Source organism: Janthinobacterium sp. GW822-FHT07A03 (genome assembly GCF_058798815.1).
This window is the reverse complement of the sequence record NZ_JBXAKW010000007.1, coordinates 82,642-104,165: the sequence shown is the minus strand read 5'-3', so window position 1 is coordinate 104,165 and position 21,524 is coordinate 82,642. Positions and strand designations below refer to the sequence as shown.

Annotated in this window: 12 protein-coding genes; 11 read left to right on the top strand and 1 reads right to left on the bottom strand. The window is 62.4% G+C overall.

Features of this window, described 5'->3' with window-relative positions; translation table 11 throughout:
• Window positions 1–14 precede the first annotated feature (14 nt).
• On the bottom strand, window positions 15–851 hold the full coding sequence (locus AC1RJW_RS20210) for an IclR family transcriptional regulator (protein WP_373632440.1): 837 nt from the start codon (window positions 849–851) through the stop codon (window positions 15–17).
• A gap of 223 nt (window positions 852–1,074) precedes the next feature.
• Here AC1RJW_RS20210 and xsc point away from each other — a divergent pair, with 223 nt between their 5' ends.
• The 11 genes from xsc to AC1RJW_RS20155 all read left to right on the top strand — a co-directional run.
• Window positions 1,075–2,883 carry a sulfoacetaldehyde acetyltransferase gene (xsc, locus tag AC1RJW_RS20205; protein WP_493046807.1) on the top strand — a complete coding sequence of 603 codons (1,809 nt, stop codon included), beginning with the start codon at window positions 1,075–1,077 and terminating at the stop codon, window positions 2,881–2,883.
• 196 nt (window positions 2,884–3,079) lie between these two features.
• Window positions 3,080–3,487, top strand: a complete 408-nt coding sequence (locus AC1RJW_RS20200; protein WP_493046568.1) for a nuclear transport factor 2 family protein — start codon at window positions 3,080–3,082, stop codon at window positions 3,485–3,487.
• A 25-nt stretch (window positions 3,488–3,512) separates the two neighbouring features.
• Complete coding sequence (locus AC1RJW_RS20195; protein WP_493046567.1) at window positions 3,513–4,952, top strand: NAD(P)/FAD-dependent oxidoreductase; 1,440 nt, start codon at window positions 3,513–3,515, stop codon at window positions 4,950–4,952.
• A gap of 113 nt (window positions 4,953–5,065) precedes the next feature.
• The gene (gene tauA, locus AC1RJW_RS20190; RefSeq protein ID WP_493046566.1) at window positions 5,066–6,115 is read left to right on the top strand and encodes a taurine ABC transporter substrate-binding protein; all 1,050 of its coding nucleotides are present in this window, start codon (window positions 5,066–5,068) and stop codon (window positions 6,113–6,115) included.
• A gap of 71 nt (window positions 6,116–6,186) precedes the next feature.
• Complete coding sequence (locus AC1RJW_RS20185) at window positions 6,187–7,002, top strand: taurine ABC transporter ATP-binding protein (protein ID WP_070219220.1); 816 nt, start codon at window positions 6,187–6,189, stop codon at window positions 7,000–7,002.
• Between the two features lie 79 nt (window positions 7,003–7,081).
• Entirely contained in the window at window positions 7,082–7,876 is a 795-nt protein-coding gene (locus AC1RJW_RS20180; RefSeq protein WP_070219225.1) for an ABC transporter permease subunit, read from the top strand.
• Between the two features lie 416 nt (window positions 7,877–8,292).
• The gene (locus tag AC1RJW_RS20175; RefSeq protein WP_493046565.1) at window positions 8,293–9,726 is read left to right on the top strand and encodes an amino acid permease; all 1,434 of its coding nucleotides are present in this window, start codon (window positions 8,293–8,295) and stop codon (window positions 9,724–9,726) included.
• Window positions 9,719–10,945 (top strand): SorA family sulfite dehydrogenase catalytic subunit, encoded by a 1,227-nt coding sequence (gene sorA / locus AC1RJW_RS20170; protein WP_493046564.1) that lies wholly within the window; start codon window positions 9,719–9,721, stop codon window positions 10,943–10,945. The genes AC1RJW_RS20175 and sorA overlap by 8 nt, the downstream gene beginning before the upstream one ends.
• A 10-nt stretch (window positions 10,946–10,955) precedes the next feature.
• Window positions 10,956–11,573 carry a SorB family sulfite dehydrogenase c-type cytochrome subunit gene (sorB, locus tag AC1RJW_RS20165; RefSeq protein WP_493046563.1) on the top strand — a complete coding sequence of 206 codons (618 nt, stop codon included), beginning with the start codon at window positions 10,956–10,958 and terminating at the stop codon, window positions 11,571–11,573.
• A 599-nt stretch (window positions 11,574–12,172) separates the two neighbouring features.
• On the top strand, window positions 12,173–13,831 hold the full coding sequence (locus tag AC1RJW_RS20160; RefSeq protein ID WP_493046562.1) for a ShlB/FhaC/HecB family hemolysin secretion/activation protein: 1,659 nt from the start codon (window positions 12,173–12,175) through the stop codon (window positions 13,829–13,831).
• A gap of 32 nt (window positions 13,832–13,863) precedes the next feature.
• Window positions 13,864–21,524 (top strand): YDG domain-containing protein (locus AC1RJW_RS20155; RefSeq protein ID WP_493046561.1); only part of this gene is annotated, 7,661 nt, incomplete at its 3' end.

Genomic DNA, 21,524 nt, shown 5'->3' with positions numbered 1-21,524 from the left:
GGGTGCCGCAGCGGTTATGAATTACCTGTCTGCAATGCGTCGTCATCCCCGCCCGTCGTCGGCATGGTTTCCGATTCGATGGCGGCCAGGGCTTGCGCGGCGCGTTGCAATGCTGGCAAGAAATGTAAAGCCTTGTCGTGCGTCAAACGGATGATGGGCGCCTGGATCGCCACGGCCAGGTTCGAGCGGCCGTTCGGGTTCGGCACCAGCACGGCCACGCACAACAGGCCGGGCAGGAATTCCTCGTCGTCCAGCGCATAGCCGTTGCGGCGCACCAGTTCCAGTTCGCGTTCCAGCTTGACGGGGTCCGTTTCCGTCTTGTCCGTAAAGCGCGTCAATTCCATGTGGCCCAGCAGGCGGCGCCGTTGAACGGGCGTCATTTGCGCCAGGAACAGCTTGCCGCTGGACGAGCAGTGGGCCGGCACCCGCGAACCGGGATGCAGGTAGAAGCGCAGCGGGGCCGCCGTTTCCACCCGGTCCAGGTACACCACTTCGCTGCCGCTGAAGGCCGTCAGGTTGCAGCTTTCGCCCACTTCTTCGACCAGCTGGCGCAAGACCATGCGGCGGGCGCCATGGAAGGTGTTGTTAATCAAGAGGTTAGACGCCAGGCGGCGCAGGCGCACGCCCGTGCTGTAGTGGCGGCCGTCGCTTTCGCGCTGCAGCACGCCCACGCTTTCCAGCTGCTGCAGCATGCGGTGCAAAGTGGGCTTCGGCAGCCCCGTTTCTTCCACCAGCGCTTGCAGCGACAGCAACTGGTCTTTCTCGGCAATCACTTCCAGCAAGGCAAACAAACGCATCGTGGGCGTGTCGCCTTCCAGTTTTTCGGGCTCAAGTTTTGGGGATGAAATCATGTCCATGGTGGCCTCGGTTGGGTATCTGAGTGTTACATCAGCTTATTTCATTTTCGAACTCAAATTGTACCGTTTCCTCGAAATTCTGTTTGACTTTTGATTGCCGAACGCTTAAATTGAATTGTATATCAAATTTCGGAACAAAATATACCGTTTTTTGATAAATAATTTGATAAATACGCTGCAGTTCATTACCACAGACCAGGAGACACCCATGAATGACATGACCGAGCAAAAAGCCGCCGCCGCAGCGGCCACCCCCACCGGGCCGCAAAAGATGACGCCGTCCGAAGCGTTCGTGGAAACCCTGGCCGCCAATGGCGTGACCGACATGTTCGGCATCATGGGCTCGGCCTTCATGGACCCGATGGACATCTTCGCCCCGGCCGGCATCCGCCTGATCCCCGTCGTGCACGAGCAGGGCGCCGGCCACATGGCTGACGGCTATGCCCGCGTCTCGGGCCGCCACGGCGTGGTCATCGGCCAGAATGGCCCCGGCATCAGCAATTGCGTCACGGCGATTGCCGCCGCCTACTGGGCGCACACGCCCGTCGTCATCATCACGCCGGAGACGGGCACGATGAGCATGGGCCTGGGCGGCTTCCAGGAAGCGAACCAGCTGCCGATGTTCGAGGAATTTACGAAATATCAAGGCCACGTCACCAATCCCGCCCGCATGGCGGAGTTCACGGGCCGCTGCTTCGACCGCGCCATGTCGGAAATGGGACCGACGCAATTGAACATCCCGCGCGATTACTTCTATGGCGAAATCAAGGCCGAGATCCCGAAACCGAACCGCCTGGACCGCGGCGCCGGCGGCGAGCAAAGCCTGAACGATGCGGCGGAGCTCTTGGCCAAGGCCAAGTTCCCCGTGATCATCTCGGGCGGCGGCGTCGTCATGGGCGAAGCGATCGAAGAATGCAAGGCCCTGGCCGAGCGCCTCGGTGCGCCCGTCGTGAACAGCTACCTGCACAACGACTCGTTTCCCGCCAGCCACCCGCTGTGGTGCGGCCCGCTGGGCTATCAAGGTTCCAAGGCGGCGATGAAACTGATCGCCCAGGCCGACGTCGTCGTCGCTTTAGGCTCGCGCCTGGGACCGTTCGGCACCCTGCCGCAGCACGGCATGGATTACTGGCCGAAGAACGCCAAGATCATCCAGATCGATGCCGACAACAAGATGCTCGGTTTGGTGAAAAAGATTTCGGTGGGCATCTGCGGCGACGCCAAGGCGGCCGCCAAGGCGATTCTTGCCCGCCTGGATGGCAAGACGCTGGACTGCGACGCCACGCGCGACGCGCGCTACGCCACCGTGCAAGCGGAAAAGGCCGCGTGGGAAGAGGAATTGACGAACTGGACCCATGAAAAAGATGCGTACAGCCTGGACATGATCGAAGAGCAGAAGAAAGAGCCAGGCAATTATCTGCACCCGCGCCAGGTCTTGCGCGAACTGGAAAAAGCCATGCCGGAAGACGTGATGGTGTCGACCGACATCGGCAACATCAATTCGGTGGCAAATAGTTACTTGCGCTTCGAAAAGCCGCGCAGCTTCTTTGCGGCGATGAGCTTTGGCAACTGCGGCTATGCCTTCCCGACGATTATCGGCGCCAAGGTTGCCGCGCCGCACCGTCCGGCCGTATCGTATGCGGGCGACGGCGCCTGGGGCATGAGCCTGATGGAAACGATGACCTGCGTGCGCCACAACATTCCCGTGACGGCCGTGGTGTTCCACAACCGCCAGTGGGGCGCGGAAAAGAAGAACCAGGTAGATTTCTACAACCGCCGCTTCGTGGCCGGCGAGCTCGACAACCAGAGCTTCGCAGAAATTGCGCGGGCCATGGGCGCCGAAGGCATCACGGTCGACAAGCTGGAAGACGTGGGTCCGGCACTGAAGAAGGCGATCGACATGCAGATGAATGAAGGCAAGACGACCATCATTGAAATCATGTGCACGCGCGAGCTGGGCGATCCGTTCCGCCGCGATGCGCTGAGCAAGCCGATCCGTCATCTGGACAAGTACAAAGATTACGTATAAGTAAGCCGGCCTGTGAGGATCTGGCCTGTGACCAAATTCTCACGGATTGTCACGGAAACATCATAATTTCATTAAAGAATACAAGGCGTCCCGTTTTTTGGATTATTTGATTTGACAAGGCCATGCTTAAGGCTTAAATTCAATAAAAGACAAAAAACGGAACGTATCGTATCAAAAACGATTTACGGAGACCACCATGAACCACCCTGTACCGCACACCGACGCCGTCACCATCGACTTCCTGCAAGCGTTCGGCGATGCCTGGAACCGCCACGATATCGAGGCCCTGATGGCCGCCATGGCCGACGACTGCGAATTCCACGCCGTGGCCGGCCCTGACTTGCTGGGCAAGAGTTTTGTCGGCCGCGACGCCGTGCGCGCCGGTTTCGAGCTGGCCTGGCAAACCTTTCCCGATGCCGCCTGGCTGAACCCCGTGCACTTCGTCAGCGGCCAGCGCGGCGTGACGGAATCGACCTTTGCCGGCACCAAGGCGGACGGTACGCGCATCGAAGCGCGCATGGTCGACATCTTCACTTTCCGCGACGGCAAGATCGCCGTGAAGAACGCCTTCCGCAAGGATCGCCCACCCGTCGTCAAAGCTTAAGCCAGTACGTTCACCGGGAATGATCATGAACAAACCTGTCGACACCCCATCTGACGTACTGGGCAACAGCACCGCCGCCCGCACGCCCTACGATCCCGCCTTCGATCCGCTGCTGGCCCAGCGCCCCGGCCACGGCAATGCCTACGCGCCCACCTACTGGATCGGCACGGCCGGCGAGCCGCCTGCCGACGACGGCCCCATCACGCATGACATCGACGTCGACGTGGCCATCATCGGCTCGGGTTTTACCGGTCTCTCCTGCGCCATCTTCCTGGCCCAGGAACACGGCATCAAGGCTACCGTGCTGGAAGCGAACCGGGTCAGCTGGGGCTGCAGCACGCGCAACGGCGGCCAGGCGCAATGCACGACGGGCCGCCTGAAGCGCTCGCAGTGGATCGCCCGTTACGGCATGGACACGGCCCTCAAATTGCACGCGGAAGTGTGCGACGCGATGCAGACATTCAAGAAGATCACGGCCGACATCGATTGCGACCCGCAGCCGGGCGGCCACCTGTACATCGCCCACAAGGCGAAAGCCATGCCCGCGCTGGAAAAAGAAGCCAAGGTCATGCGCGAGATCTTCAAGTACGACGCGCGCATCCTCGATGCCGACACCGTCAAGCGCGAATTCGTCGACGACAAGGAAGCGGCCGGCGCGCTGCACGAGCCGGAAGGCATCGGCATCCACGCGGGCAAGCTGGCCTTCGGCTACCTGCGCAAGGCGCGCGCGCTGGGCGCCAAGGTGCACCCGTCCAGCCCCGTGATGGGCTGGGAAACGCGCAACGGCGTGCATTATCTGCAAACGCCGGGCGGCGTGGTGCGTGCCCGCTCCGTGGCCGTGGCCACGGGCGGCTATACCTCGCCCCACCTGCATCCGCAAGTGAAGAACCGTTTGCTGCCGATTCTGTCGAATTCGCTCGTCACGCGCCCGTTGACCGCGGCGGAAATCGAGGCGTGCAACTTCCGCACCCACCAGGTGATCACGGATACGCGCATCCTGCGCCACTATTACCGTTTGATGCCGGACAACCGCGTGCAGATCGGCAGCCGCAGCGCCATCACGGGCGCCGACGCGCCGGACGACAAGTACAAACAGTTTTTGATCAACGATCTGCACCGCAAGTTCCCCGCGCTGACCGGTATTCCCATCGATTACTCGTGGTGGGGCTGGGTCGACGTCAGCCACGACATGATGCCGCGCATCGTGCAGCCGGACCCCAAGCAATCGATCTTCTATTCGCTCGGTTACGGCGGTAACGGCGTCATGTATTCGGCGCAGGCGGGCCGGCGCATGGCCGAGCGCATCGCGGGCAAGGCCAGCGACACGGGCTTGCCGATCTTTAATTCGAAATTGCCGTATCCCAACATGATGGAACTGGTCGAGTCGCAAGCGTTCGCCCCGTTCCGCCGCCTGGGCCAGCGCTTCCTGTACCGCTGGTATCACTTGAAGGATGAAGTGTTTTAAATCGCAGCAGCCGTACTAAGCCGCCGTATGGTTGACAAAGAGCAACCAGCGGCGCCATCCGCAAGGATGAGATTGCCCGAACGTTCACACATAACAATAACTTGGAGTGAGACATGAACACAAATACGAGCAAAACGGTTTTTTCAACGATGCGCCGCGCCGTCCTCGGCACCCTGGTGCTGGGCGTGGCGGTCGCTTCAAGCGGCACGGCTTTCGCGCAAGGCAAGGAAGTGACGATTGCCTACCAGGAAATCAACGGTCCCTTCCTGGTAGCGATCGCCAGCGGCGAAGTGGAAAAGACCACCGGCTATAAGATCAACTGGCGCAAGTTCGATTCGGGCGCCAAGGTGGCCACCGGCATGGCGTCCGGCGACGTGCAGATCGGCGTCATCGGTTCGAGCCCATTGACGGCGGCCGTCAGCCGCGGCGTCGACCTGCAGCTGTTCTGGATCATCGACGACATCAACGAAGCCGAAGCGATGGTGGCCCGCAATGGCGCCGGCATCAGCAAGCCGACGGACTTGCGCGGCAAGAAGATCGCCGTGCCGTTTGTTTCCACCACACACTTCCACACCATGTTCGCGCTGGAAACGTGGGGCATCAAGCCCACGGAAGTGAAATTGCTCAACATGCAGCCGAACCAGATCGCCGCCGCCTGGGAACGGGGCGACATCGACGCGGCCTTCGTGTGGGACCCGGCCTTGAGCAAACTCAAGCAAAACGGCAAGGTGCTGGTCACCTCCGGCGAATTGAGCAAGAAGGGCAAGGCCACGTTTGACGGCATGGCCGTCGAGCGCGCCTGGGGCGAAGCGAACGCCGACTTCATGGCCAAGTTCGTCAAGGTGATGGCCGCTGCCGACGCCGACTACCGCGCCAATCCGAAGGCGTGGACCATCGATTCCCCGCAAGTCAAAGCCAACGTCAGGCATTCGGGCGCGGCTGCCAAGGACGTGGCCGCTTCCGTGGCCCTGTACGCCTACCCATCGCTGCAGGAACAGGCGTCGCCGGCCTGGCTCGGTGGCGGCGCGAAGGGCGGCGTGGCGCAAGCCTTGCTGGCCACGGCGCAATTTTTGAAGGGCGAAGGCAAGATCGATACGCTGGCCCCTGACTACGCCAAATATGTGACACCCAAGTATGCACAGGCCGCCGGCCTGCTGAAGTAAACGTTGTGCGATGGCGCGCCTGCGGGCGCGCTGACTGAACAGAGTGCGTTGAACAGAACTGTGGGGACACGATGGAAAATCTGTACGTCAAGGATGTCAGCGTGATTTATCCGGGCAAGACGGCCGGTGAACGCGTACATGCCTTAAATAATATCAATCTCACCATCAATAGCGGCGACTTCGTCGTCGCGCTCGGTGCTTCCGGTTGCGGCAAGACAACCTTGCTGAGCCTGATGGCGGGCTTTATCGCCCCGTCCAAGGGTGAAATTATGCTCGGGGACAATAAAGTGGAAGGGCCGGGCGCCGACCGTGGCGTCGTGTTCCAGAAGCATGCCTTGCTGCCATGGCTGAACGTGATGGAAAACGTGGAATTCGGCCTGAAGCTGCAAGGCGTGCCGAAAGCCGTGCGGCGCGAACAGGCGGCCAAGAACCTGGCGCTCGTCGGCTTGAAGGACTTTCACGACAATATGATTTATCAGTTGTCGGGCGGCATGCAGCAAAGGGTGGGCATCGCCCGCGCCCTGACCAGCAATCCCGCCATGCTGCTGATGGATGAACCGATGGCGGCGCTCGACGCGCTGACGCGCGAAACCATCCAGGAATTGCTGCTCGATATCTGGGCCAAGTCCAGCACCATGTTCTTCTTCATTACCCACAGCGTCGACGAGGCGCTGTTCCTGGCGAACCGGCTGATCGTCATGTCGCCCCGTCCGGGCCGCATCACGCACACGTATGAACTCGATTTCAACAAGCGTTTCCTCGAATGCCGCGATGCGCGCGCCGTGAAATCGAGCCCGGACTTCATCAAGATGCGCGAAACCGTGCTCAACATCATTTATGGCGACGAGCGCGCCGTCAATAAAGAGCTGGAGGTGTCCCATGCATAGCCCATCCGTCGTGGGATTTCCTCCCACCACCGCCAAGCGCGCCGGCTTTTTTGGCCGCCTGTTCGCTCCCCGCTGCGCCATGCCCGGCGAAGCGTTCGGCGCGCCGGGGCAGGGCAATTCCAGCCGCATCGCCACCGTCACCGTCATCGCCGTGCTCTTGCTGTGGTTTGGCGTGACGGCCAGCGGCCTCGTGAAACCGCTGTTCCTGCCGTCGCCGCAAGCTGTCTATGAAAAATTCATCATGGCGGCCACCACCGGTTTCGGCGGCGCAACCCTGTGGGAACACACGGTGGCCAGCCTGGTGCGCGTGTTCGGCGCGTTTGGCCTGGCTTGCCTGTTCGCCATTCCCGTCGGCGTGATGATGGGCGTCAACCGCGTGGCGCGCGGCATCTTCGATCCCTTGATCGAGTTCTACCGGCCGCTGCCGCCGCTTGCTTACTTGCCACTGGTCATCATCTGGTTCGGCATCGGCGAGTTTTCGAAGGTCTACCTGATCTTCCTGGCCATCTTCGCGCCGATGGCCATCGCGGCCCGCGCCGGCGTCAGCTCCGTGTCGCTGGAGCAAATCCACGCCGCGTACTCGATGGGCGCCACCCGCTTCCAGGTCATCGTGCACGTGATCCTGCGCGCGGCGATTCCGGAAATCCTCACCGGCATGCGCATCGGTATCGGCGTGGGCTGGACCACCCTGGTGGCGGGCGAAATGGTGGCGGCCACGCGCGGCCTCGGCTACATGGTGCTGAGCGCCTCCGAGTTCCTCGCCAGCGATGTGGTGATCATGGGCATTATCGTGATCGGCTTCTTCGCTTTCCTGTTTGATTTGATGATGCGCTACCTCGAACGTACCCTCGTGCCATGGAAGGGCAAGGTGTAAGACGTTCCCGGGAGTGGCGCTAATGCCACAAGTGTTGCCGCCGCTCCCATTTTTTAAGCAGCAATAACTCAGCCATACCCCGTACGTATCCTCCAGCGCGCTTGCCCCTTGGGCGCCGCGCCGGGCCGCTGCATTTCCAGATTGACTTATGGCATGCAGCCAACCAGACTGATTTGATGATGTATCGATGCTGCTTGACGGTGTTGCCCAAATAAAACAAAGCCGCGCGGCAAGAACCAGCCGCAGCAGGCCAGGGCGCACCGAGCTTCAGATATTGACAACACATGACAATCGCCGTAGCGAGCGGCAGTGAGTTGTGGCTGAGAAGCGGAGCTGTGCGGATGCACAGTGAGCATCGGAGGCCGCAAATCGCGACGCGCAGTAGGCGTTGTCAGGTGTTTTAACAGGAGACAAACATGATTAGCGACAACCACAACAACACGGGCTTGCAGCACTCGCTGAAGCAACGCCACATGAGCATGATCGCCATCGGCGGCGTGATCGGCGCCGGCCTTTTCGTTGGCAGCGGCGTCATCGCCAAGGCTGCCGGCCCGGCCGCCATCCTATCCTTCCTGCTCACGGGCGGCCTGGTCGTCCTGATCATGCGCATGCTGGGCGAGCTGGCCTCGTCCCTGCCCGTGGTCGGCTCCTTTTACGAATACGCGCGCCTGGCCTTCGACGACAAGCCGAAGGTATCGAAATTCCTCGGCTTCATGAGCGGCTGGATGTACTGGTATTTCTGGGTCGTCGTCGTCGCCCTGGAAGCCATCGCCGGCGCCAAGCTGGTCAATTTCTGGCTGCCCGACGTGCCGTCGTGGGCCATCAGCCTGGTCTTGCTCGTGTCGATGACGGTGCTCAATTTGTTCTCCGTCAAGGCGTTTGGCGAATTCGAATTCTGGTTCGCCTCGATCAAGGTGGTCGCCATCGTCGTCTTCCTGTTTGTCGGCGCCCTGTTCATCACGGGCAGCTTGCCTAACAGCATCCCGACCCTGGGCTTTTTGACCAGCCATGGCGGCTTCATGCCGCACGGCTGGGGCCCCGTACTGAGCGGCGCCGTGGCCGCCACGGCCTTTTATTCGGGCGCCGAGATCGTCACCATCGCCGCGGCCGAAACGTCGGACCCGGCCAAGGCCATCGCCCGTGCCACCAATTCCGTCGTCATGCGCGTGCTGATGTTTTATGTCGGTTCCATGTTCGTCGTCGTCTGCATCGTGCCCTGGGATTCGCCGGCCATCGCCACGCCCTTCGTCAGCGCCCTGACCGTCATGAACATTCCGTACGCGGCGCACATCATGAACGCCATCATCCTGACGGCCGTGCTGTCGGCGCTGAACTCCAGCCTGTACGCCTCGTCGCGCATGATCTTTGCACTGACGCGCCGCGGCGATGCGCCCACGGGCCTGGTCAAGCTGAGCAAGAACGGCGTGCCCATTCGCGCCATCCTGTTCAGCACCTTGTTCGCCTATTTCGCCATTGCTGTCTCGTATGTGTCGGCCGACCTGGTCTTCCCCTTCATCGTCAACTCCTACGGCATCCTGATCCTGTTCGTCTACCTGCTGATTGCGATATCTCAATTGCGCCTGCGCCGCCGCCTGGAACGCGAATGCCCGGAACGCATCAAGGTGCGCATGTGGCTGTTTCCCTACCTGACGTATTTCACCATCATCGCCATGCTGGTGATTCTCGGTGCCATGAGCGTGTCGTCCGATACGGAGCAGCGCGTGTCGTTCTGGTTCGGCCTGTTGAGCGTGGTCATCATGAGCGTCATGTACTACATCAAGAAACTGGTCAACGATGACCGCAATGGCGGCGAAGCGGCCGACACCAAAGTGGAGCTCAAACATGTCTGATACGACCTTGTTGCCTGCAGGCCGGCGCCGCTTCCTGCGCACGACGGCCGCCCTGGGCGCCGCCGCCGTGGCGGGCCCTGGGTCAGCCTTGGCTGCCTCCGTCACCTTGCCCTTTGAAAATGGCGAGCGCGAACTGGTGGCCTTCCCGCAAAAGCGCCCGCTGATCCTGCTGACCAGCAGACCGCCCCAGCTGGAAACGCCGTTCAGCGTGTTCAATGAAGGCGCGATTACCCCCAACGACGCATTCTTCGTGCGCTACCACTGGAGCGGCTTGCCTACCAGCATTGATGGCGGCAGCTACCGTTTGCGCATCGCCGGCCTCGTCAAGACGCCGCTGGAACTGTCGCTGGCCGAACTCAAACAGCTGGCCGACCCCGTCGACGTCGTGGCCGTGACCCAATGTTCGGGCAACAGCCGCGGCTTCTTCGCCCCGCGCGCCAACGGCGGGCAGCTGGGCAATGGCGCCATGGGCAACGCCCGCTGGACGGGCATCCCCCTGAAAACCGTGCTGGAAAAGGCCGGCATCGCTGCCAGTGCCGTGCAAGTGGCCTTCAATGGCCTGGAAACGCCGCCCGTGGGCGACGGTCCCGACTTCCAGAAAGCCTTGTCCGTCGAGCACATCATGGCCGGCGACGTCCTGCTGGCCTGGGCCATGAATGGCGAGGACATTCCTTTCCTGAACGGTTACCCGCTGCGCCTGATCGTGCCCGGCTATTACGGCACTTACTGGGTCAAGCACCTGAGCGATATCACCGTGCTGGACAAGCCCTTCGACGGTTTCTGGATGAGCACGGGTTACCGCATCCCCGACAACGGTTCCGGCTTCATCGAGCCGGGTACGCCGGTGGGCAAGACGACGCCGATCAGCCGCCTGAACGTGCGCTCTTTCATTACCAGCGTGCAAGATGGCGCGCAAGTGAAGGCGGGGCGCGACCTGGCCTTGCGCGGCATCGCCTTCGATGGCGGGCAGGGCATCAGCGAGGTGACGGTATCGGCAGACGGCGGCCAGACGTGGCAGGAAGCAACGCTGGGCAAGGACCTGGGGCGTTTCTCGTTCCGCGAGTGGACCATGGTCATGAAGGCGCCGCGCAAGGGCAAGCACGTGCTGATGGTGCGCGCCGTCAACCGCATCGGCCAGAGCCAGCCGATGAAAGCCCTGTGGAATCCCATGGGTTATATGCGCAACGTGGTGGAAACCACGCGCATCGACGCAGTGTGAGGAGAACCAGATGCTGATCAAAACACTCGCCACCGCCGTGGCCCTGGCGCTTGCCGGCAGCGCGGGCGCGCTGGAAATCCATTTGCCGCCGGAAACGGCCACCTACAAACCCAGCGAATTGCCCGGCTACCAGCTGGTGCAGCGCAACTGCATGACCTGCCACGCGGCCCAGTATGCGTCGACCCAGCCGCCCGCTTCGCCGCGCGCGTACTGGGAAGCGACCGTCAAGAAGATGAAAAAGCCGTTCGGCGCCCAGTTTGACGACGCGGACGTGCCGGCCATGGTCGACTACCTGGTGAAAACCTATGGCGCGGAGCGGAGCGCCGCGGCGCCTGCCGCCGCAGTAAAGCCCGCCGCAGCCGCTGTCCCGGCCGCCGGCGGCAAGGATGTCAAAACCTTGCTGGCGGCAAATGGCTGCATGGCATGCCACGCCCTCGACCAGAAGGTGGTCGGCCCCGGCTTTGCGGAAGTGGCGGCCCGATACAAGGGCAAGGATAGTGTCGCCGCCGTGGCGGCCAACATCCGCAATGGCGGTGCCGGCAAATGGGGCCCCGTGCCCATGCCGCCATTCAGCCAGCTCAGCGTAGCCGATGCCGCGACCCTGGCGAAATACGTGCTGAACCGGTAGCGCACTTCACCTTCTCTTCCTACCCGCAGCAGCTCGCATGCCGGCCCCGTGCCCGGCATGCGAGCTGGCTGTCCCGCCTGTTTTTTCAGTCATTTCTGCTATCGATATTGATTCATTTGAAATTCATTTTTGCAAGAATGTGACATGCTCGCGCGGCGCAAGAAATTGTGTCACAGAAAGAGAATCAATATGTGTAAAACAATAACATTGTTTTATCTTGCGACAATATCAATCATTCATCATTGAAACAACTATTTGGGCAGTGAAAAGTAGCATGTCGATAGTAAGGTTCAGGGAATTTTGTTGCATGAAGACAACGAATTTCTTAGTGGAAAGATGCATTTTCAGGCGACTTTACGGATTTTGCTGACGCGCGTGTTTTGGCTGCACCAATGTAGTGAATCAGTCCCCCAGACAGGTATTTTCTCGTCTCATCACGCGCTAAAATGGATCAATGTTGCTGTTGAGAATTTTATTTTTTAGTTGCCATTGTATTTAACATTGCTATCAAAAGAATATTGCTCCCAGCTCTTGTATTCCCCGTCAGTGCCGCCGGAAGCGGCGTGCCTGGCGCGGGCGCGCCGCCTGAAAGGATGACCTTGAACACCAAATTACTTCCATTGACCTTGCTGGCGCTGATCCAGACCGCCTGGGCCGTCGATCCTCCGGGCGCAGGCAGCCAGCTGCAGCAGATTCCCGCCGCGCCCCAGCTGCCGAAAGCGCCGCCAGCCATCCGCGTACAGCAGGGCAATGTGCCGGCCACGACGGTGGGCGATACCACGCGCATCAGCGTGCAGCGCCTGCAGATCACGGCGCCGCCCGTCTTTGCCGAGAGCGAACTGGTCGCCGCCACGGGTTTTGTCCCGGGCAGCGAGCTGACCCTGGGCGAATTGCGCGCCATGGCGTCAAAAATTGCCAGCTATTACCAGAACCGCGGCTATTTCCTCGCGCAGGCCTATCTGCCGGCGCAAGACATCCACGATGGCATCGTCGCCATCAACGTGCTGCCGGGTCAATATGGCCAGGTGCAGCTGCGCAACCAGAGCAATCTGTCCGACGGTCTGGCCGGCACGCTATTGGCGGGCCTGGACGGACAGGTGATTTCCACGGCGCCGCTGGAACGGCGCCTGCTGCTGCTGTCGGACTTGCCGGGCGTGCAAGTCAGCTCGACCCTGGCGCCCGGTGCCTCGCTGGGCGCGTCCGACCTGATCGTCGACGTGCAGCCCGGTTCGCGTTTCAACGGCAGCATCGACCTGGACAACCAGGGCAACCGCTACACTGGCCGCAACCGCATCGGCGCCACCCTGAACATCAATGAACTGGCCGGCATCGGCGACGTGGCCACCGTGCGCGCCTTCACCTCGGCCGACGGCTTGAACTATGGCCGCCTGGCCTATCAGGGACAGGCAGGCTTGCTGCGCCTGGGCGGCGCCTACACGTATATGGATTACAAGCTGGGCAAGGAATTTGCCGTGCTCGACGCCAAGGGAACGGCGAAGATCGCCAGCGCGTATGGCAGTTATCCGCTGATCCGCTCGCGCAGCAACAATCTGTATGCGCAAGTGAGCTACGACGACAAGAAATTCCAGGACAGGACGGAATCGACGGGCACCGTCAACGACAAGACGGCCAAGGTGTGGATGCTGAACCTGAATGGCGACGGCAAGGACGGCTGGGGCGGCGGTGGCGCGAGCACGTATTCGCTGACCTACACCACGGGCAAGATCGATATCGAGACGCCGCTCGCCTTGCTGATCGACCAGCTGACGGTGAAGAGCAACGGCCACTTCAACAAGCTTGCCTTCAACGCGGCGCGCGTGCAGAGCCTGGGCGGCGAAACGAGCTTGTTCGGCGTGATCAGCGGCCAGGCGGCATCGAAAAACCTCGATGTCTCCGAAAAGATGGGCATCGGCGGCGTGAGCGGCGTGCGCGCCTATCCGGGCGGCGAGGCGTATGGCGATCAGGGCTACGTGCTGAATCTGGAATTGCGCCAGAACATCACGGCGTTCACGGCGTTTCCCGGCCAGCTGCAAGTGCTGGCCTTTGCCGACACGGGCAGCGTCAAGCTGAACCGCGATGCCTGGAGCGCCGGCGAGAACCGCCGCACCCTGAGCGGCGCCGGCGTGGGCGTGACGTGGACGGGCGCCAATGCGCTCGTGCTGAAGGCGTATTACGCGCACAAGCTGGGCAATGCCAAGGCGACTTCCGCACCCGATGCGGCAGGCCGTTTCTGGCTGCAAGCCATTAAATACTTCTAATTAAGACAAGTTAATACAATCAGGACACTGCCATGAACCGCATCTACCGCTCCATCTGGAACCAGGCCACCGGCGCCTACGCCGCCGTTTCCGAAAACGTCAAATCCGCCGGCAAGCGCTCGATGCCAGGCAGCAGCGGGGGCGGGGCGCATTTTGCCTTGACCAGCATGGCGGCGGCGCTGATGCTCGGTTATGGCTCGCTGGCCCTGGCGGGGCCGGCGGGCGGCACGGTGGTGGCGGGGCAGGCGGCGATCAACGGCGCGCCCGGTGCCACGGTGATCCAGCAGGGCAGCCAGAACGCCGTCATCAACTGGGCCAGTTTCAATATCGGCAAGGGCGAGTCGGTGCAGTTCCAGCAGCCCAACAGCAATGCGGTGGCCCTGAACCGCGTGCTGGGCAGCGACGGCACGACCATCCTGGGCAATCTGTCGGCCAATGGCAAGGTGTTCATCGTCAACCCGAATGGCGTGCTGTTCGGCCAGGGCGCGTCCGTGAACACGGCGGGCCTGGTGGCGTCCACCCTGGACATCTCGAATAGCGATTTCATGTCGGGCAAGTATCAGTTTTCCGGCAATGGCAGCGGTAAAGTCTTGAACCAGGGCAGCATCAGCGCGCCGGGCGGCTATGTGGCCTTGCTGGGCGCCAACGTCTCGAACGAAGGCACGATCCAGGCGCGCCTGGGTTCGGTAGCGCTGGCGGCGGGCCGCGCCATCACGCTGGACGTGGCCGGTGACGGCTTGCTGAACGTGGCGGTTGACCAGGGCGCCGTGGGCGCGCTGGTCAACAATGGCGGGATGATCAAGGCTGACGGCGGCAGCGTGGTCCTGACGGCGCAGGCGGCGGGCGACCTGCTGAAAACCGTGGTCAACAACACGGGCGTCATCGAGGCGCACACGATCGACACGCGCGGCGGCACGATCAAGTTGCTGGGCGACATGCAAAGCGGCACGGTGAACGCGGCCGGCACCCTGGACGCCAGCGCGCCCGCCAGCGGCAAGGGCGGCTTTATCGACACCTCGGCCGCGCACGTCAAGATCGACGATGCGCTGAAGGTGACGACGGCGTCGGCCAAGGGCCTGTCGGGCACCTGGCTGATCGACCCGACCGACTTCAATATCGCCGTCTCCGGCGGCGACATGACGGGCGCCTTCCTGAGCAACTCCTTGAAGTCGGGCAATGTGCAGATCCAGAGCGTGTCCGGCGGCAGTGGCACGCAAGGCAACATCAACGTCAACGATAACATCAACTGGACGGCCAACAAGCTGACCCTGACGGCACAGAACAACATCAACATCAACAAGGCCATGCGCGGCGGGGGCACGGCCAGCCTGGCGCTCGAATATGGCCAGAGTGGGCTCGCCGCCGGCAACTTGTCCACGTACAACGTCAAGGCCGAAGTGGACTTGCCATCGGGTAATAATTTCAGCACCAAGCTGGGCAGCAATGGCAGCGTCGTCGTGTATCAGGTCATCAACAGCCTGGGCGCCTTCAACAGCACTACCGGCAGCGACGTGCAGGGCATGAAGGCTAATTTGTCCGGCAACTATGTCTTGGGCAGCAATATCGACGCCAGTATCACGGGCAGCTGGGACGGCGGCCAGGGGTTTGTGCCGATCGGCAGCGCCGGGACGCCGTTTACCGGCAAGTTTGACGGCCTGGGCCATGAACTGTATGGCTTGACCGTCAACCGTGCCGAGACGCCGGCTGCGATGTTCGGCAATATTGGCCTCGCCGGCAGCGTGCGCAACTTGAGCTTGAGCAATGTCAACATCACGGGTTCGCAAGCCGTGTTCGGCGCCAGCTACACGGATATTGGCGCACTGGCTGGCTACAATGCGGGCACGATCAGCAACGTGAGCAGCAGCGGCGCCGTGCACGGCGCCGGTTACATCAATATGGGCGGACTGGTGGGCACCAATGCGGGCACGGTCAGCAACAGCCGTGCCGCAGGGACGGTCGCCGCGACGAATATCTCGGTTGGCTATGGATACGGCGCCGCCGCAGGCCTGGTCGGCGTGAATGCCGGCGGTGGTTTGATCAAGAGCAGTTCGAGTTCGGCCGCTACCAGCTCGAGCAGTTATTTTGCCGGCGGCCTGGCCGTGTACAACCGCGGCACGATCAGCGACAGCTACGCCACGGGCGCCGTCAGCGTCGGCAGCGCGGGCGGCAGCTATGGCGGCGGCCTGGCGGCCATCAACACGGCCGGTGGCACGGTGACGAACAGCTATGCGACGGGCAACGTGACGGGGACCTCGGGCCTTGGTGGCTTGCTGGGCCGGGTAGAAAGCGGCGCGGTAACGAACAGCTATGCCACCGGCAACGTGACGGGCAGCGGCAATAACATCGGTGGCCTGGTCGGGGTGTCCTCTGGCCCGATAAGCAACAGCTATGCCACCGGCAATGTGACGGGCAACTCCACCGTGGGCGGCGTGGTGGGCTACAACATCGGTGTTGCCCTCACCAATGTATATTATTCGGGCAAGCTCACGACGACCGGCGTCAATAACGGTGCCATTGTCGGCGATCACAATGGTGGTTCCATCGTCAATGCCTATTTCAACAACACGCTGAATCCGGCGGCAACGGCCGTTGGCGTAGTCAGCAATGGCGCAAGCACCGTGGCCCAGGGCTTGAGTGCGGCGCAGATGTTGCAAGGTAGTAATTTTACGGGGTTTAATTTCACGAGCACCGCCGGTGCGACGGGCAACAACTGGGTCATCGCCAGCGGCGATGGCTCGCTCAATGGCGCCAGCGCCGGCACGCGCCCCATGCTGGCGTCGGAGTGGTCGAACACCATCAATTCCACGCACCAGCTGCAATTGATGGCGATGAACAAGGCCGCCAGCTACACGCTGGGCAGCAGCTTCAGCGCGGCCGGCACGGCGGCGAACGGCAACGATGTGTGGGGCAGCACGGGCTTCATCCCCGTCGGCACGGCAGCTTCGGCCTTCACGGGCAGCCTCGACGGCACCGGCCATATCATTTCCAGCCTGAACATCGCCAAGGCGGGCGTGAACAACGTGGGCCTGTTCGGCGCCATCGGCAGCGGGGGCGTGGTGGCGAATGTGGGCCTGTCCGGCGGCAGCGTGGCGGGCGGCACGAATGTGGGCGCTCTGGCCGGCAGCAATGCCGGCACCATCAGCGGCAGCTTTGCCACCAGCGGCGTGACGAGCACCTCCGCCGGCGGCGGCCTGGTGGGCAGCAATACGGGCACGGTGGTGGACAGCTATGCGAGCGGCGCCGTGAGCGGCACCAGTACCATCGGCGGCCTGGTGGGCAGCAATGGCGGCAGCGTCGCCAACAGTTACGCGAACGGCAGCGTGAGCGGCTCCAGCAATGTGGGCGGCCTGGCGGGCGCCAATACGGGCAGCGTCACGGGCAGCTATTGGGACACGGCGGCCAGCGGCCAGGCGGCTAGTGCCGGTGGCACGGGCATGACGACGGCGCAGCTGAAAAACCTGTCGAATTACACGGGCGCGGGCTGGGAACTGGCGCAGATGTGGGTGGTCTACGATGGCCAGAGCGCGCCTTTCCTGCGTTCGTTCATGAAGCAGATCGCCGTGCGCGTTTCCTACGACAGCAAGGTGTATGACGGCGTGGCCTACGCTGGCGGCAGCAATAGCGTCACCTACTCGAACACGGTGGATGGCGCCAACCTGCTGGGCACGCCCGTGTATGCGGGCAATGCCTCAGGCGCCGTCAATGCGGGCACGTATGGCGTGTCGGCCAGCGGCCTGTACTCGTCGGGCGGCCAGTCCGGCTATGCGGTCAGCTATATCGATGGCGGCCTGGTGATCACGCGCAAGTCCGTCACCCTGAGCGGTGCGGCGGTGGCCGGCAAGGTCTACGACGGCACCACCGTGGCCTCCATCACGGGCACGCTGATCGGCGTGCTGGCCGGCGACCTGGCCAATGTAAGCTCGGCCGTGAGCGGCACGTATGCCAGCAAGAATGCGGGCAACGGCATCGCCGTGACGACCAACGCCACCCTGGGCGGCAGCGCCGGCGGCAACTATGCGCTCGTGCCGGTGAATGGCTTGACGGGCAATATCAGCAAGGCCACCATCAGCGGCGTGAGCGGTATTGTTGCTGGAAATAAAGTGTATGACGGCACCGCCACTGCCAGCCTGAACACGGCAGGCGCCACGTTTGCCGGCATGGTGGGCGGCGACAGCCTGAGCGTGTCGGCCGCCAGCGGCAGCTTTGCCGACAAGAATGCCGCGACGGGCAAGACCGTCAGCATCAGCGGTATCGTTCTGGGCGGCACGGACGCGGGCAATTACAACCTGACCGGTACCACGGCCAGCAGCAGCGCCGATATCAGCAAGGCGACCATCACCGGCGTGGCCGGCATCGTGGCTAGCAACAAGGTGTACGACGGGACGACGGCCGCCAGCCTGAACACGGCAGGGGCATCGTTTACGGGCATGGTAGGCGGCGACAGCCTGAGCGTATCGGGCGCCAGCGGCAGCTTTGCCGACAAGAACGCGGGCAATGGCAAGACCGTCAACATCAGCGGCATCGTTCTGGGCGGCACGGACGCGGGCAACTACAACCTGAGCAGCAGCACCGGCAGCGGCACCGGCAATATCAGCAAGGCCACCATCAGCGGCGTGAACGGTATTGTTGCTGGAAATAAAGTGTATGACGGCAGCGTGGCCGCCAGCCTGAACACGGCAGGTGCCACCTTTGCCGGCATGGTGGGCGGCGACAGCCTGAGCGTGTCGGGCGCCAGCGGCAGCTTTGCCGACAAGAATGCGGGCATTGGCAAGACCGTCAATATCAGCGGCATCGCGCTGGGCGGCACGGACGCGGGCAACTACAACCTGAGCAGCAGCACGGCCAGCGGCAGCGCCAATATCACTGCCAAGGCACTGACGCTGACGGGCTTGAGCGGCAACAATAAAGTCTACGACGGCACCGCCAATGCGAACCTGAGCGGCGGCGCCTTGAATGGCCTGGTCAATTCGGAAACCCTGGCCTTCAGCGTGCAGGGCGCCAGCTACAGCGACAAGAACGCGGGCACGGGCAAGGCCATTATGATCGGCGGCGTGACCTTGAGCGATGGCAGCGGCCTGGCCGGCAACTACACGGTGAGTGCCCCTGGCGGCATGACTGGCGATATCGCGAAGGCAACGATTTCCAGCATTAGCGGTTTGAGCGCCCTGGACAAGATTTATAACGGCAACCTCAACGCCAGCCTCAGCCCTGCCTTGGCCGTGATCAATGGCAAGATTGCCGGCGACGATGTGCAGTTGTTCAGCGCGAGCGGCGCGTTCACGGATAAAAACGTGGGGAGCAACAAGGCCGTCAATATTACCAATATCTCCTTGTCCGGCAGCGACCTGGGAAATTACAACTTTACCAATAATTCGGCCACTGCCACGGCCAATATCACGCCCAAGGCCGTCACGCTCTCCGGTGTGACTGCCGGCAATAAAGTCTACGATGGCACGACGGCAGCAGTCTTGTCTGGTGGCAACTTGAGCGGCATGGTCGCGGGTGAAACGCTGAGCTTCATCGGCGGCGTCGGCACCTTCAGCGACAAGAACGCCGGTACGGGCAAGGTGGTCACGATCAGCGGCACGACCTTGCAGAATGGCACTGGCCTGGCCAGCAACTACACCTTCACCAGTCCGGGTAACGTGACTGCCGACATCAGCAAGGCCAGCATCAGCGGCGTGTCGAACGTGGGCGTCAACAACAAGACCTACGATGGCTCGGACACGGCCACGCTGACTGGCACGGCCACCTTCAATGGCATCATCGGCGCCGACAGCCTGAATGTCGCCGGCAATGGCGTGTTCAGCGACAAGAATGCGGGCACGGGCAAGACAGTGGCTGTCAGCGGCATCACCCTGGGCGGCGCGGATGCGGGCAACTACAATCTGCTCGGCACGACGTCCAGCGGCGTGGCCGATATCGCCAAGGCCAGCATCAGCAGCGTGTCGAACGTGGGCGTCAACAACAAGACCTATGATGGCCAGAGAACGGCCACCCTGAATGGCGCGGCGACCTTCACCGGCATCTTCGGCGACGACAGCTTGAGTGTCGCAGGCTCTGGTTTGTTCAGCGACAAGAACGCGGGCACGGGCAAGACCGTCAATGTCAGCGGCCTGACCCTGGGTGGCGCGGACGCGGGCAACTATACGCTGGCCAGCACGATATCCAGCGGCGTGGCCGATATCGCCAAGGCCAGCATCAGCGGCGTGTCGAACGTGGGCGTCAACAACAAGACCTATGATGGCCAGAAAACGGCCACCCTGAATGGCACGGCCACCTTCACCGGCATCTTCGGCGATGACAGCTTGACGGTAGCGGGTAATGGCACATTCAGCGACAAGAATGCGGGCACGGGCAAGACCGTCGATGTCGGCGGCATCACCCTGGGCGGCGCGGATGCGGGCAACTATACGCTGGCCAGCACGGTATCCAGCGGCGTGGCCGACATCGCCAGGGCCAGCATCGGCAGCGTGTCGAACGTGGGCGTGGATAACAAGATCTACGATGGATCGAGGACGGCTACCCTGACGGGGACGGCGACCTTCAACGGCATCATCGGTGACGACAGCTTGAGTGTCGCAGGCTCTGGTTTGTTCAGCGACAAGAACGCGGGCACGGGCAAGGTCGTGTCGGTCAGCGGCCTCACCCTGGCTGGCGCGGATGCGGGCAACTACATCCTGGGCAGCACGAACTCCAGCGGCACGGCCAGCATCACGCCCAAAGCCCTGACGGTGACGGGCCAGGTGGCGGGCAACAAGGTCTACGACGGCAATGCGGTGGCGCAACTGACGGGCGGCAGTCTGAGCGGCCTGGTGGGCAACGAAACCCTGGCCATCGGCGGCCAGACGGCGGCCTTCAGCGACAAGAATGTGGCTAATGCCAAAACCGTGACGGTCAGCGGCACGACCTTGCTCGACGGTTCCGGCTCGGCCAGCAACTACACGGTGGCCAATCCGACGGGCTTGACGGCCAGCATCACGCCGAAAGCCCTGACGGTGACGGGTCAGGTAGCGGGCAACAAGGTCTACGACGGCAATGCGGTGGCGCAACTGACGGGCGGCAGCCTGAGCGGCTTGGTGGGCGACGAAACCCTGGCCATCGGCGGCCAAGTGGCGGCGTTTGCCGACAAGAATGCAGGCAATGCCAAAACCGTGACGGTCAGCGGCACGACCTTGCTGGACGGTTCCGGTTCGGCCAGCAATTACACGGTCAGCAATCCGACGGGCTTGACGGCCAGCATCACGCCGAAAGCCCTGACGGTGACGGGCCAGGTGGCGGGCAACAAGGTCTACGATGGCAATGCCGTAGCGCAACTGATCGGCGGCAGCCTGGCCGGTTTGGTGGGCGACGAAACCCTGGCCATCGGCGGCCAAGTGGCGGCGTTTGCCGACAAGAATGCGGGCACTGCCAAAACCGTGACGGTCAGCGGCACAACCTTGCTGGACGGCACTGGTTCGGCCAGCAACTACACGGTGGCCAATCCGACCGGCTTGACGGCCAGCATCACGCCGAAAGCCCTGACGGTGACGGGCCAGGTGGCGGGCAACAAGGTCTACGACGGCAATGCGGTGGCGCAACTGAGCGGCGGCAGCCTGAGTGGCCTGGTGGGTGATGAAACCCTGGCCATCGGCGGCCAAGTGGCGGCGTTTGCCGACAAGAATGCGGGCACTGCCAAAACCGTGACGGTCAG